The organism is Photobacterium sp. (assembly GCF_057456235.1).
The window spans coordinates 373,583-388,676 of sequence record NZ_JBVCPH010000001.1 but is presented as its reverse complement, the minus strand read 5'-3'; the positions used below and the strand labels follow the sequence as shown (position 1 = coordinate 388,676).

Here is a 15,094-nt window from a genome sequence, read left to right as displayed (position 1 = left end):
CTTTGCATGGCATCGAGCGCAGTGTTTGCATCGATGAGGGGAGTGGTATCGATCGATTGCGCTGCAAGATTGCGGACAAAGCGACCATGCGCATTAATGGCTTTTCCGGAATGGTCGCGGCTAATGACAATTTCTTCTCCCCACACCGGTACGCCGCGATAGGTTTGTCGGTAACGGGTATGCGTAAAACCGTGTTTGTCGACTTTTTCTTTCGATACCACCAGCGCTTCATGTGGCGAGAGTTGAAATGCTTCGTTGAGGGTTGGCGCGTTGTGGATCCGTTGAAGTGTCTGTTTATCCTTATTCAGATTTTGGAGATCGGCGGCTATCGAGTAGCCACTCGAAAGTGCGAGCAGAACGGTGACACTAATATATAAAAGCCGTAAATACACAATAATTTCCCTTCAGGCGGCCAATGTATATGAAAGTGTAGGAACAACAACAGGAATTTTCCATCCGGAAAGAGAATAGGGAGACTTAAGAAAACAACAGAATGCCAGTCCAAGAGACTCGCGGCCCGAATAGTTGGATAACGATTCGGGCCGACATTGCACCTGTGTCGTTAATCAGCGGTCAGAGTCAGCACGGCACGGCTTTCCCGTGTATTGACCAATTATCTTGTTGAGAGGTTATCCCAATAGCCGAAGCGTACACGAAGAGGCAATGACACTATACCGTCAGCACTTCAGACAGATAGTCGATAAATGCTCTGACTTTGACGGGCATATAGGCACGTTCAGGAAAAACTGCCCAAATGTTTTTTTCTGGCATTTTGTATTCTGGCAACAATTGGATGAGCTCACCATTATCGATATAAGGCTTTGCGATGAAATCGGGCAATCGTCCTACACCAACCCCCTGTAAGCACCCTGCTAATAATGCTTCACTGTTATTCACTCGGTAATTTCCACGTACGGCAACGGTTTCAATGTGATCTTTGTATTCGAACACCCATTCTGTCGTTTGTGCAGAGTAGCTATAAATCAACGCATTGTGTTCGGTTAGGTCGATAGGTGTTTTGGGGAGTGGTTTTCCATCTAAGTATGCGCTGGACGTACAAATTAGACTGCGGCTAGACATGAGTTTTCTTGCTATCAAGGAAGAATCTGCAAGTTCGCCGCCACGAATAGCGACATCAAATCCAGCAGCAACGATGTCCGAGTAGCGATCATCCATAACCATATCGATTTCGACCAGCGGATATTTCTTCAGAAAACCGGGGATCAAAGGGGCGATCTTCAGTCGTCCAAAAGACATTGGAACACAGATCCTAAGCTTGCCTATTGGCGATTGTTGACGGCTGGTTGCGGCGTCTTCGGCTTGTTGTATCCAGTAATACGCGTTTTGTGCATTAGTAAAATAATGGCTGCCAGCTTCTGTGAGGCTAACCTTTCGTGTCGTTCGATGCAGGAGACGAACGCCCAAGGTCGTTTCCAATTGATTAACTCGTTTGCTTACTGCTGAGCGAGAAACGTCAAGATGACGGGCGGCTTCTGCAAAGCTTTCATGCTCAGCAACGGCAAGAAAATAAGGAATAGCGTCCAAGTGTTCCATAGGGTTTGTAGAGGGATTGGAAACAATGCAGTGAGTATATGGCATATTATCATTCTGATCGAATGGTAATATGCTTTCCTTACTGAACTCGGGTCTAAACAACTTAAAGGAGGCACCATGTCCAGTAACTCTTTGTTATCCAGAAGTGTAAGTGCAGAAACTAAATTGGAGTCATTATCTCTTAGAAGCACTCGTATTTTGTACATTCTTGGAGTGGGTATTTCCGTTGCAGTGAATTTTGCATTAGCGAAATACAGTGTCATGAACGGTTTTTCTCCCTTAGAGGTGTTAGTACTACCGTTGCTGGGTTCAGCCATCATTTTATTGACGTTACTATCATTGAAAGGTGAATTAAAAGCGCTCGAGGTGCAACACTTTCGTTACTACATTTTTGCCGGCCTACTTGGTGTTAGCCTTCCGAATTTGGCATCAAATTTTGTGCTTCAGGAAGTGGCGGCCAGTACTTTCAGTGTACTGATCACGTTGTCACCACTGTTCACTTTACTTCTTTCTATACCATTCCAGAAAGCGGGGTTGACTATAAAAAGAGTCATGGGAATAGCTATTGGATTTGTGGCGGTTTTGTTAGTTACCATATCGCCCGACTTCAAGTTAAAAGATGATGGCGGTATGTTATTACTCGCTACTTCGGTGCCCTTATTCCTCGCTATGGGTAATATATATCGTAGTAAAGCCTATCCCGTTGGCGCTAATCCCATAGCCTTAGCGACAGGGGTATTGTGTATTCAAGGTTTGATTTGGCTGCCTATCAGTCTGATGGTCGGGGGCAGTTCGAGCTATGATGCGCCGCAATCTGGCTGTCTGATCTTGGTACTGATGGCGATAATCTCTGCATTCAGTTATCTGCTTACCTTTCGTTTACAACAATTGACCGATGGATTGGGCTTTAGTCAAGTGGGTAATGTGGTAACGGTGACTGGCGTAGGGATTGGGATTTTCTTTTTTGCTGAGGCGTTCCACTATCGCTTGATTATCGCTTTAGCGCTGTTATTCATTGGACTCGCGATGACGAATCAACAGTCAAAACAAGCATCGAAATCCAACATAAAGTTATGACGTAAACGACTAAAGGAAATTAAGATGAATAATCCAATCGCATTTACCAAAACACTTTACAAAATCGTGGACAGCCGAGATGTGACCGCGTTGTCTGAGATGCTTCATCAAGACGTTATGTTTAGGTTTTCCAATACTGAACCGGTACAAGGTAAATCGGCTGTTGTGAATATGAATTGTCAGTTTTTCGATTCTATAGCTGGCATGTCTCACACTTTTGATGGGATCTGGAATCACGATGACATAATTATCTGTAATGGCGAGGTTAACTATGTAAGGAAAGATGGCAGTGAACACTTGGCGAAATTTGCGACATTTTTAACCATAAAAGATGGTCTAATTGTTGACTACAAAATTTATGCTGATGTATCTCAACTATAACAACTAAGGCATCACATCACTCAGTAGAGGTGGGTAGAACTGTAAGAACTGGGGCTGGCATACTTAAGAAACCATCAATCATTTGCTCATAGGCTAATAGTGTAATTCATCTCAGATAATCAAAGACTTCCAACTTATTCTGGCTCCAGGAAGGGTAAACCTACCTTCCAATACCCCATAAATCACGAAATAGCTTCAGGTTAGGCTATTACGAGCAAGAAGAGCCATAATGCTATTCGGATGTATTTACCCCAACTTAATGATGTCAGTCTTAGTGACTTCTTTTAACTATGCCTGTCCAAGATACTGCCGGCCCGAATAGCTGCATAACGATTCGGGTCGACATTGCACCTGTGTCGTTAATCAGCGGTCAGAGTCAGCACGGCACGGCTTTCCTCTGTATTGAGCTGTGATTTGCTGTCCAGGAGAAAGACCCGTTCCGGATTGATCTTCTTGTCATTCACCATAAAGGCTTTGACCGTTCGAGCTCTGGCTTCGGCCAGATTACCCAGTTCGTTGTGGCTGATCTCCTGTGCATTGAGCAACTGGTTATACATGCCTATATGTAGAACGGTGGTTACCTGGGCCGCTTCCGGTTCCGCATCGGTGGCGCTGGCCTTTTCCTTCAGCAATTGTTCCACCTTGGCCCGCTCCGCATTGATGTCCAGCTTCAGCTGGTGAACGAACAGACTTTCCAACGCCGTGGCCAGTGGGCCAGATGCGGGGAAACGACTGGCGCTGAGATCCTGTGGCAGACTGGCTAGACCGCTGAGCTGCAGTAGCTCCTGTTGTAATTTTTCTTCTGCCAGTGCTTTGCTGTCATCGGCGAGGGCCACAGAGCCTTCTATGCTGACTTTGAGTATCGGTCTGTCATCTAAGGCCTTTGCAAGCTTGCTCAGGCGATCTTGCTCTGCGGTATCCAGGCTGGCGAGCCCTGGTCTGAATTGGACATGACTGAGTTCCTCATCCGTGCCGGCCAGATCGGCCAGCAGAGAGAAGGGCGCCGTCACTGCCTTGGTGATCACATTGGTGATGGTATTCATTATGATGCTGCCGAAGCTGAAATCGGGGCTATCAATATCACCTGATACTTCGAGCCCCAGATCGATGACCCCATGGCGATCCTGCAACAGGGCAATAGCCAGTGACAGCGGCAAACTAGTAGCCAGATCTGATTCGCTGGGTTTACCCAGCTGCAGCTGATCGATGACCAGATGGTTGCTGCCCTTAAGCTGATTATTTTCCAGTTGGTAGTTAAGTGCCAACGACAGCAGGCCCTTATCGATGTAATAGCCGACATAGGTACCGGAATAAGGGTTGACGGATGTCAGCTCCACGCTGTTGAACACCAGATCCAGATCCAGGTAGGGAGACTGGAGCAGCGGGTTGATTTCACCGCTAAGTGTCATCGGGGCGTATTTGTCAATTTTACCTTTGAGATCAACTTGAGCCTTAGTGCCCGGGGTCGAGGACAGGTGGCTGATGTGCCCCTCCAGCGATTCTATGCCGGAGGCAAAGTTAGGCGTCAGGGAATTATCGGCAAAATAGGCCGATCCCTTGGCGATTGTAATACTGCCGATATCCAGCGCAAAAGCTTGCTCTGCCTGCGGTTCTGTTGTCTTCGGTGCAGATTGGGTGGTTTCAGTATCCTGCATCTGAACCGTTTCACTCTCTGGCCTGTTTGCCAAAGTAGCATCTGCGGGCGTCTTGGTTTCGGTTACCAGAATTTCGCTGATATTGGTGCGCCTGTCTTTGGCGATCAGCACTTTGGCATAGGGGGCATCGAGCGTAAGATTGTCAATCTTGACCTGCTTGTTCTGCAGGTCAAACAAAAGTGCGTCGATAGACATCTGTTGCCATTTCAGCAGGGGTTGATATTCCAGCCTGTCCTTGATCAGCAGATCGTCGATTGCAGCTTGCCCCTGATAAACAACTTTGCCCCGATGATCGGCACTGAAATCACCGCCAGTGGTCAGGCTGCCGCTGCTCAGTTGCAGATTCAGGAATGACTCCAGATAGGGCTGGAACTGGCTCAGATCCAGCGCAGTTAATTGCAGTTTGCCGTCGATACCGAGTGTCTTGGCATCGAGACTGCCGCTGCTGCTGAACTGACCGCGATCTTTGAGCGGCAGAGCCTTGGTGTCAGAACTTAAGCTGAGTGCCAGCTGGTAATCCAGTGGCTGGCTCAAGTCGCTCAGTACCGCGCTGGTACTTAGTGTCAGCGGGTAGATACGCCAATGCACACCTTGGCTGATAAGGTTCTCGGTAAGATTAAGATCGGTGTCTGCCATTTCGAAGCTATTGAGGCGTATCAGCCAGTCTTTGGCAGCGGCCTCGTCGGCATTGCCCGGCGTTGAGTCCTCAGTCGCTTTGGCACCTGCGGGCATAAAGAGCTGCTGCAGATCCAGGCCGTTGTCGTTCAGGCTGGCATCAACCCAGATCCCCTGTACTTGGAGGGCGTGCAGATCCACAGTTTGCGAAGTACTGCTAAGGGCTATGCCATCGACCACCAGTTGGGGCAGTTTCACTTTTGGGGTTTCATTATCATTGAATGCCAGATTGGCGAGAACAAAGCTACCCTTGTCAGTATCAAAGCTGAATTGTTCTTGCTCCTGCTTGAGATGAAAGCTGGATTCAACATTGATTTCACCACTGCTTAATTTGGCCTTCACCGACTTGGCCGCAAAGGGCCAGAAGGGAGGCAGAGTGACTTTGGCCAGCGTCAGTTCACCGCGAACCTCCAGTGGCTGCAGCTGGAATTGTCCTTCCAATTGCAACAGGCCTTGGTCTGCTCCCTTTACCGCAAAGGCATAGCGGTTGGCCTCCGGGCGGAATTGAGGTATTTGCTTATCTGCAGATGAGTTTTGTGCCGGGTTCAGAGTCAGCGCCTGTGAGTCGAGTTGCTGCAGGCTAAAAGTGAGCCCCTGATATTGTAGGTTAGCGCCGGTCTGCTGATCCTGAAAACTAAAGCTACCTTGTACGATCTCAATAGCACGGGCACGAAAGGCCGGAATGCCCGAGGGGGCTTGGTCCGTATCGGGCTGAGGTTCTTCGCTCTGCTGCGCGGTTAAACGCTTCAGTATGTCACTAAAGTTAAACTCGGCGGCGTCCTTTTCGGTGGCCAGTCTGACGATGTTGATCTGTGGTTGTTCAATATGCAGGTGATCCAGGCTCGGGGTTAATTGCAGAAGACTGCGCCAGAAGCTGAACTCAAGCTCAAGCTGCTGCAGGCTGACAAAGTTGACAGGCCTATTTTGCTCGCTGATTTCGACACCGCTTATCCGCGCCCGCAACAAAAACGGGTTAATGCTGGCCTCAGCGATGCGGACGTCACGTCCAAGAAGTTCACTGAGTTTTTTGGGTGCTTGAGATTGAATGAGTGCAGGTACAAGCAGCCCCAGCAGCAGGGCGTAACAGGTATAGGTCAACAAAAGGTAAGTGAGAGCTCGCGCTGATTTAGGAGCCTGTTTGAAGCGGTTGAAGGCGTTTATCAAGGCAATTTTCATACCAGAGTAAGATCCCTTGGTTGTCTTAGAATTATGATTGTCAGAGTTTAACTACTTTTTGCTATCCGGTATAAGGGGCGGCAGAGGTTTTTTTAACTATTTCATTCGAATCGACAGGGTATATGGCTTAGCTCAAAAATAAGCGCTCAGTTAAATTCCAATCGAAATGGTAAAAACGGGCATCTTAACTTATCCTTTTATGAAAGGATGCAAGCAGATAATAAATCTACTAGAAACAGGATATCACATGAAAAAATACCTTCTGGCCGTCGTCATCTCACTCATATTTACGCCATCAGTCTACGCAGATAAACCTGACTGGGCTGGTAAAGGAAAACCTAATCTTGCAGAGATCAAAAATGCAGAAGATAAGCAAAATGCAATGTCTGTTCTGGAAGAGCGCGAGCAACAATTAGAGTTGCTGTTGCAAGACAAGCAACAGGCACATAAAAAGACAAAAAGTAAAAAAGAGAAGGAAAGGCTCGAAAAGGAAATCGAAGAGCTTGAAGATGCTCAAGAAGAAGTTGATACCCTGAAAGAAAAAGTTAAAGGCCAAAAGACCGATAAAGATAAGAAGAATAAAAGTAATGGCTCATCGTCAGGTGATCTGGATAAACAGCAGCAGAAAAAAGCCGAGCAAGAGCGCAACGAGCAAGGAAAAGGCTCTGAAAAAGGTCAGGCACAAAGAGAAGAGAACAGTAAGAAGTGGTGGAAATTCTGGCAAGATTGAGAAACCAATATCAGCCTGGATAAGCCAATGAAAAACGGTTAAATAGCTTGTACGGACTAATGCTTGATTTGGCACTCTGTGACATTAGATGTGATGCAGAGTAGCCGTCACAAGTATCGCTTTTTTATCGTCAAGTCATTCGACCGAGCCTGTCGATTTACCTGATGTGACTATTTCAATCGGCACTGATTGCAGAGATATACGATGCCTGTTATATTAGCCTTTATTAAATTAGGGTAATCTACTTAAGGTTAAGCTTGTGCAAAACAAATCATACCGTGAAATCAACAGGCAGCAACGCCAACTGGGCCATGCATTTATGCAGGAAAGCCAAAGCACCATGAATCAATTCATGCAGCTTCATAAAGCCGCTATGTCGCCGGGTGCTCTGGATGTAAAAACCAAAGAACTCATTGCGCTGGGGATAGGTATTGCAGCCCGTTGCGATGGTTGTATTGCTGCCCATGTACAGGCCGCAATCAAAGCCGGTGCCGTGAAGGCTGAGGTCGTCGAAACTATTAATGTAGCGGTATTAATGGGTGGTGGCCCTTCATTGGTCTTCGGTACACAGGCCCTTGCAGCTGTCGAAGAGCTAATGGAAGCTGAACTTACGGAAGCATAGCAACAGCTTCTGACTTCACTGCTTGCCCGCAGGCTATCTGTTTCTTTAAGAAAAAGTAGCGGCGATATAGAAAACCAGCCAAAGGCTGGTTTTGTCGTTGTTCAGCCTAAGCGTTGCGGAAGCGATGATTGCTCTGCGGGCTTGCCGGTTCTGGCGGCAAGCTTATTGGCCAGAGAGTGCAGCTCGGGCTGAATATCCAGAGCACCGAAGTTCACATCAGGAAGGAATAAAGGTGCCTGTCCTAGATGCTTTTTTTTCTGTTAAGGGGTAATGTTGGTAAAGCTGATAACCTGCTTCTTGAGCCCTTTAACGCCGTCTAACTCCCCAACCTCTCTACGAGACGTCATATCACCTTGATAGTAGTAAGGCTCAATTTTCCCTCTGTAGTCACTTGGCAACGCAAAATACAATTGCGCAGGCTTGCTATACCATTGCTGTGCGCTCAGATATCCAATGAGGGCGTGCTCAAATTGGTGGTAAGCATTACCCCAGTGAAAAGCCTTGGTTCGCTTCGGGTCTAATCCTACACCCCCATATTGATGATCGACCCACGCATCCATGTATTGATTTTGAGTGTAGTAGAGTTGATTCGTGGTGGTACCATCCAGTAGATTAACCGTCATTGCTGCTTGGTCTAATTCAGCCCATTGCCAAGACGAGATAAAGTGATTGTAACGGCTACTTTTCCATGTCGGTACTGCATTAAGACTTTGCCACTGACTAAACAATGAGTTAGAAAGATATGGCTTAGCCTGATCTGTCGGCATCGAGTAGCTTGCACGTTCCATCGTGGTTCTCATACCTTGTTCACCCAGCTTCTGCCACTCGTTTTGGTCAAAGTAGCGGCCAACTAAATAAGTCATCCAGAACGCCTTGATGGTATGGCCGTAATCGTTGTGCTTTGCATCTGGCATCATTACGGCTTTATGGTGAATTGCGCCGTAGAAGCGTTGCTCTTTTTCAGAATAGTACTGCTTAACCATCTGATCGGTTAACCAGTAAAGATCGTCTCGCCATTTCTGCTGTACTGATTTAGGCATTATCGGAGTTAACAGCAGCAAATAACCGTTAATTTGATCAAGCTGGCCGACCAGCTCTCGTTGTTTGTGGCTCTGTTCGTCACCATCCTCGATCACCCAAAGCAGATCACTGTTTGCGGCATTTTTATAGCGTTCAAAAATGAATTTCTGCTGGTCTATCAATGCCTGCTCGACCACTGGATCTCTGGTGAGGTAATAATAGAATGCCAACCCGACAATGGCATACGCTTGATCTTGGGCGGTTCGTTGCTGCCACTTTAAGCCCGGTTTCCCCTCTTTAATAAAGCTGACAAACCCGCCATGTTCTTGATCGCGTAATTCCGCTAATAAATAATCAACCCCCGCTTTTGCCAGCTTCAATGCCTCTTCATTGCCGGTTAGGTGGTAAAGCACGCCATAGCCATATATCTGGCGTGATTTCATGCGTGTATATTCGCGATCAAAGTAGGGATTTATCCAAGACTTGTCTAGCTCTGGACATGGTTGACTGACATCGAGAAGACTGCCGTCGTCGCAACGAAAGGTTGGGAAATTACCAAGTGGGGCACCTTGTGCGGTTTCCATCATCCAATAAGGTTGAAGCCCTTTTGTAACATGGTTGAGCCAGTCGTTACCCGATGGAAGCGCTACCGTATTTGTCGATGATGCCACCGCGCCAGTCGAGCACAATGTAGCCAGCAATAATGTGCTACACGTCCGGCGCATATATTTACCCGATAGACTATATATAAACGGCATATTCATTTTTAAATCAATTCCTTACACAAAACATGAATATATGCATTTGTATTCACACATTCTGTCTACTGCTTCACAGAGTCGATCGACGGTTCGCACTGAACGCCATCAGCGATAGGACGTTTTCAAACTGAAAGCAAAACGAAGATTCAATCACTTTAGTTTTGTGCTGTGTTTGACCCGAACAGTACCAATCATGACTCATGAACGGGCCTGTCAGCGAGCATGAGTCAGATTGGTACTATTGGTTTTTGCGGTTAAGGATCAACGTTGCGGAAGCGATGATTGCTCTGCGGGCTTGCCGGTTCTGGCGGCAAGCTTATTGGCCAGAGAGTGCAGTTCGGGCAGCATGCGATAGATCAGGTGCAGTTGCTGCAAGACCATTCGTACAGAAGTACAGTCATCATCTCGCCACTGGCCCAGGCGCTGCTCAAGATCATTATCGTTATCGGGTGCCAGCGCACAGACATTGCCTGCTAATTGCTCGGCCAGACAATCAAGGTGGGTGTGAATGAGACGATGAGCCTTTGAGATCAGATGGTTTCGTTCATCTTCCAGGCGGGTACGATGTGCACCCAGCGCGGAAATATAACTCAGCATGGCATGGTTAAGCGTCAGAAAGCGGAAGCTCTCGTCGGTGGCCATACGGTAACGGCCCGGCTCGGCCAGCATATTACTGATCGCAGTGCTTAGCTGGGCATCGGTATTGTGGGCATCGCGGCGGGCGATCCGGTAGTTCAGGTTGTCTTGTTTACCGATCCGGTACTGGCCAATGATCTGGGCGAGATAATCCCGATTGGTGGTGATCGCCGATGCCATCACTTTATGTAAGCGCTTCGCCTGCCAGTCGGGCAAGATGAAACTTACCGCCAGTACGGCCAGCAAACAACCAAGCAAAGTATCACCCAGACGCGGCAGTATCACCGCAAACCCTTCACCCAACTGGTTGAAACAGAACAGTACCAATAGAGTAATGAAGGCGGTTGCCAATCCGTAACGAACAGTTCGGAATGCAAAAAAGAGAACACCGGCTCCGACCATGAGCACCAGTTGGCCTTCCTGTCCTGGGAATAAATAGAGTAAAGGGATCCCTGCCAGCAGGCCACCCAAGGTTCCCAAGACCCGCTGAACCAGTTTCTGACGGGTTGCACTGTAGTTTGGCTGGCAGACAAACAGTGTCGTGAGTAAAATCCAGTAGCCGCGCTCAAGCTCCAGAGCCTGAATAATGCCATACCCCACGGTCAGTGCGATGGCCATACGTAACGCATGGCGAAACAGCATCGAATCTGGCTTTAGCTGGCTGATAATGCGCAGCCACAAATCTTTTGCGCTACGGGCTTCGGGATCGGCCAGTTCGATATCAGGATCTGTTTGTGCCACGTCCGGGTTACTGACGTTCGACATCTGGCGCTCGACGGTTGCCAGATTATTGAACAGGTAATCGAGCTGGATCAGGTACGATCGCCATTGCGGATTATGCCGGTTTTTTAAATAGAGTAGTGATTCTTGCAGTTCATCCAATGCCCGCACGCTCTCAGGTCCATGCTGATAGGGTTTCCCCATTGCCAGCGCACGAGAAATTTCACGGCAGGCGCGGGCCTGTGACGTCAATAGTTGTTGGAAGCGGAACAAGACATCACTGCGATGGAAAGTAGCAGCAAGATCCTGATAACGGTAATGGGAAGAGCTGGCGCGTTCGTGAATATCCTGCGCCAGAAAATAGATTTTTAGAAATTTGTCGCCAGTGGCATTTGGCTGGCCACGTCGAGCGCGGTGCAATAAGGTGGCTTTGGCCGCGTTCAGTGCTGCCACTACACGAGCATTTTTACTGGCCGCTTCTATGCGCAACGGTTGAGGTTCCATGTTTGAAACCGGTACAAACAGCTTACTTTTAAACTCTAAATAGTGAGCAAATTCGCTGAATACCTTAGACAGACTTTGCTGAACCGGTTGATTTGGCCATAAAACTTGCCAGATCAGCGACAGCAGGCCATACCATGCAGCCCCTGCAAGCAAAATGGCCGGCTGGTACCAAAGGTTCGGACTGGTTGCTGAGCCCAGCATGGTATAGACCGCCAGCAATAGAGAGGCAAAGGCGATACTGGCGTATCGGGCACCCATAGCCCCGAGCATAATGAAGCCAAAGGTGGAGATAAATAATCCGAAGCTAAACAGCACCGGATAATCAAACAGCATTTCGATAGACAAAGAGGCAATAAGAAAACAGGCCAGCGTCATGGCCAGCCCTTTAATACGGCCGGTCAGATTATCTTCGGTTTCAGCCAGTGCGCTAGCAATAATACCTAAGACCAACGGGGTGACCTCAGTGGTTAACCCCAAATACCAGCAGGGCAGGGCAACACCGACTAAGGCGATAAAGACCCGAACACTGTAGTTAATTCGGTCATTCGCCCAGTAACGGCATAAATTGGATCTTAAGCGGCTTTTCTGCATGTATGATTAACAATCTTCTGATATATGGCGGAAAATGAACAGCTAGAATAGCAGGGCGATTATAGATGGCCTGCCGTGCTCATAAAGATACCAAAGTTATGATAAAACCCTAGGGAAATTAGTCATTACTTACTTTGTCAGCAGAAATTTTAATCAATTGGACCTCAAGAGCCGAACTCTGCATTTTAAGGTGATTTGGGTATAACATAAATTATTGGTAACCTACTGCCTCTTTGCATGACTCTGCGTACGTCGACTCGGTGTGTAAAAGATAGCGGGATGGAATATATGAAGCTTTTTTTGGTGACAGAATGCGTTTAAGTGCCGGTTGGTTAGCACAGTGGTTAGTGCAGGGCGATTATTTCAGTATCGAGCTGAATGATAACAGTTTGATCCTAGATAGCCAGACAGAAGAAGATGTGATTCCCTTTGATGACTGGGACGGGGCGATCGAAGTCCGTCGCGGTATCTTATGGGGATCGTTAGAGATCACCTCGGCGGATCAGCAATACTGCTGGACCGTTCATGGTCTGCCATGGCATCAGTGCAAGCCCTTCGCGACACATCTGCTGGAAGCTTACCGTAACTGGGCTCGTGGCCGGGTCGATAAGCTTGACCGTTCATTGCCTGACATGCTGCATCGTATTGATAATTTTACCGGTCAGCAGGGCTACCTGCGCCAATCTGATCATCATAATTTGTGTCAGTTTCTTACCGATTCGCTGGGATCTACCGGGCTGACCCAGGAGTTGGCCGGATCCTTCCGTCCGATGGCGTTTGAGAAAATCGAGCCTTGGCTAGACGATAACAGTGAATGGATCGAACAAAATAACCAGCAATGGCTGACTCAGGAGTCCGAAAAGTGGGCCTCGTGGTTTGATCAATTTGAATCATCTCCGCTTAACCCTTCCCAACGCGAAGCGGTATTGATTAATCAGGATCATAATCTGGTGCTGGCTGGTGCCGGTACCGGTAAAACCAGTGTGCTGGTCGCGAGAGCCGGTTATTTAGTGGCCAATCAAGACGCCCAGCCGGAAGAGATCCTGATGCTGGCTTTTGGTCGCAAAGCGGCCCAAGAGATGAGTGAACGCCTCGGAAAAAAAGTTAACGACAAAATCAAAGTTGCTACTTTCCATGGTCTCGGAACTCAGATTATTCAGGCGGTAGAAGGTGAGAAACCTAATGTATCGCCGCTGGCTTTAGATGAAAAAGCCCGCGGTCAGTGGATAGCCGCCCTGCTTGCTGAGCAGTGGGAAACCCCGGCTACGGCGAAACGCTGGCAAAAGCATTTGACCCAATGGCGTATTCCGGGCTTTAAAGCCGATAACTCGATGGAGAAGCAAGCCAGGAGTGAACAGCTTGGGGCCTGGATCTGGCGGCATATTGAATTACTCGGCCAGCGCGGGACCAATAAATCGGTTCTGAATCAAGATATTGAACAGCACGACAATGCAGCCAGCAAAGCGCGGATGAAAAGTGAACTTGGGTTGCTCTGGCCTTGTTTCCGTGCCTACGAGCAGTACCTGAAAGCCAATAAACAGATCGATTTTAATACTATGATCCAAAAGGCGACGGAATACGTTAATCAAGGTAAATATGCCGCGAGCTGGCGCTTTATCATGGTGGATGAATATCAGGATATTTCGCCGCATCGTTTAGCGATGATTGAAGCCTTGTGTCAATCCGGTGATGAAGACAAGCCAAGACCGACGTTATTTGCCGTTGGTGATGACTGGCAGGCGATTTATCGTTTTGCCGGGGCCGACGTTAATCTGACGACGGGTTTTGCTGAGCGTTTTGGGGCTTGTCATATTACCGAACTGGATACCACCTATCGCTTTAATAACATGATCGGGGAAGTGGCAAATACCTTTATCCAGCAAAACCCACAGCAGCTCAAAAAAGATCTGGTTAGCTTTAAGAAACAAAAACGTAAAGCGGTAACCTTGCTGTGCCAGGACTTACTGGAGCAGGAACTGGTGCAGCTGGCCTCGCAGAATGAAAAACCGGTTACGGTGCTATTACTCGGGCGCAATAACAAACAAAAACCAGAGAAGTTGCGCGCGTGGCAGAAACAATGGCCGCATCTGGAACTGACCTTTATGACTTGTCATGCCAGTAAAGGCCGAGAAGCGGATTTCGTCTTTATTCTCGATGTGAATCGCGGGATATTCCCGGCTCATGATCGTGATACCGGTCTTGCGGCCTGCCTGCAAGCGCGACATGAAGGTTTTGCCGACGCCGAAGAGCGTCGTTTGTTCTACGTGGCACTGAGCCGCGCCAAAAAGCATGTCTGGATCTGTGCCGATCCCGAGAAAACATCCCCGTTTATCAATGAGCTTATTGATGATAAATATCCGGTAATGAATAAGATCAAACGTAATAAAAAAGCCCCCGTTAAGGCCTGATGAGTATTATCCGAACTTGACCACCAGTTTGCCGCTATGGCAATGATCTTTCAGTTGCTGCAGGCCGTCGGTAAGTTGCTCAAAAGGCAAGACTTGCTCAACCATCGGATCAGGGCGCTCATCACGCTGCCCGATTTTGCCGACACACAGTCAATCACACTATGCACTAACTGAGCTTCTGTCAGCTCGATCAGCCGCATTGCCACATTTTATTTATCTGGATCGATCACGGCGTCGATACCATATCCTAACAGTCGCTGGTGGTGTTTTTTCCGGCAATAGCGTAGACAGTCGCACCCGCCAGTTTCGCTAATTGAAATTCTTTCAACTAAATATCTGAACAATATAGTTGAGCAAAGCTCAATGTAGAGCGAAAGGTAAAATGAACCAGGCAGCATTTGGCTGGAAATCTTACGAAGGCGCAGAGGCGACATTAGCTGGCATCGAACGTTGGCCGATGATTAAAAAAGGACAGCTCAACAATCCAGAAAACTTATCTTCTTGGGAGCCGTTTTACGCGCTGGCAGCCTACATTATGTCTTGGAAAGCTGCATACCTCTACTTCAGCATAACCTTTCGACGAA

The 15,094-nt window shown here is 47.9% G+C and carries 9 protein-coding genes and 2 pseudogenes; 6 read left to right on the top strand and 5 right to left on the bottom strand.

Features of this window, described 5'->3' with window-relative positions; genetic code table 11:
• Nucleotides 1–137: 137 nt before the first annotated feature.
• Both AC2204_RS01660 and AC2204_RS01655 read right to left on the bottom strand, forming a co-directional pair.
• Nucleotides 138–221, bottom strand: a pseudogene (locus AC2204_RS01660) (hypothetical protein); the annotation flags it as partial.
• A 448-nt stretch (nt 222–669) separates the two neighbouring features.
• Nucleotides 670–1,599 carry a LysR family transcriptional regulator gene (locus AC2204_RS01655; RefSeq protein WP_318923611.1) on the bottom strand — a complete coding sequence of 310 codons (930 nt, stop codon included), beginning with the start codon at nt 1,597–1,599 and terminating at the stop codon, nt 670–672.
• 72 nt (nt 1,600–1,671) lie between these two features.
• Between AC2204_RS01655 and AC2204_RS01650 the strand changes: the two genes are divergently transcribed.
• Both AC2204_RS01650 and AC2204_RS01645 read left to right on the top strand, forming a co-directional pair.
• Nucleotides 1,672–2,631: a DMT family transporter gene (locus tag AC2204_RS01650; protein ID WP_318923610.1), complete on the top strand. Its 960-nt coding sequence runs from the start codon at nt 1,672–1,674 to the stop codon at nt 2,629–2,631.
• Nucleotides 2,632–2,655: 24 nt separating this feature from the next.
• Nucleotides 2,656–3,012 carry a nuclear transport factor 2 family protein gene (locus AC2204_RS01645; RefSeq protein WP_318923609.1) on the top strand — a complete coding sequence of 119 codons (357 nt, stop codon included), beginning with the start codon at nt 2,656–2,658 and terminating at the stop codon, nt 3,010–3,012.
• A gap of 359 nt (nt 3,013–3,371) precedes the next feature.
• Here the strand turns inward: AC2204_RS01645 and AC2204_RS01640 are convergent, their stop codons facing one another.
• Nucleotides 3,372–6,518, bottom strand: a complete 3,147-nt coding sequence (locus AC2204_RS01640) for a DUF748 domain-containing protein (RefSeq protein ID WP_318923608.1) — start codon at nt 6,516–6,518, stop codon at nt 3,372–3,374.
• 247 nt (nt 6,519–6,765) lie between these two features.
• Between AC2204_RS01640 and AC2204_RS01635 the strand changes: the two genes are divergently transcribed.
• Both AC2204_RS01635 and AC2204_RS01630 read left to right on the top strand, forming a co-directional pair.
• Nucleotides 6,766–7,248 (top strand): hypothetical protein, encoded by a 483-nt coding sequence (locus AC2204_RS01635; protein ID WP_318923607.1) that lies wholly within the window; start codon nt 6,766–6,768, stop codon nt 7,246–7,248.
• Nucleotides 7,249–7,507: 259 nt separating this feature from the next.
• Nucleotides 7,508–7,870, top strand: coding sequence for a carboxymuconolactone decarboxylase family protein (locus tag AC2204_RS01630; RefSeq protein ID WP_318923606.1), 363 nt, complete (start codon nt 7,508–7,510; stop codon nt 7,868–7,870).
• 260 nt (nt 7,871–8,130) lie between these two features.
• Here the strand turns inward: AC2204_RS01630 and AC2204_RS01625 are convergent, their stop codons facing one another.
• Both AC2204_RS01625 and yccS read right to left on the bottom strand, forming a co-directional pair.
• Nucleotides 8,131–9,615, bottom strand: a complete 1,485-nt coding sequence (locus AC2204_RS01625; protein ID WP_318923605.1) for an AGE family epimerase/isomerase — start codon at nt 9,613–9,615, stop codon at nt 8,131–8,133.
• 297 nt (nt 9,616–9,912) lie between these two features.
• A complete protein-coding gene (gene yccS / locus AC2204_RS01620) occupies nt 9,913–12,102 on the bottom strand; it encodes a YccS family putative transporter (protein WP_318923604.1) in 2,190 nt (729 codons plus the stop codon).
• A gap of 311 nt (nt 12,103–12,413) precedes the next feature.
• Here yccS and helD point away from each other — a divergent pair, with 311 nt between their 5' ends.
• Both helD and AC2204_RS01610 read left to right on the top strand, forming a co-directional pair.
• A complete protein-coding gene (gene helD / locus AC2204_RS01615; protein WP_318923603.1) occupies nt 12,414–14,510 on the top strand; it encodes a DNA helicase IV in 2,097 nt (698 codons plus the stop codon).
• Nucleotides 14,511–14,819: 309 nt separating this feature from the next.
• Nucleotides 14,820–15,039: pseudogene (locus AC2204_RS01610) on the top strand (IS6 family transposase); the annotation flags it as partial.
• Between the last annotated feature and the right edge of the window lie 55 nt (nt 15,040–15,094).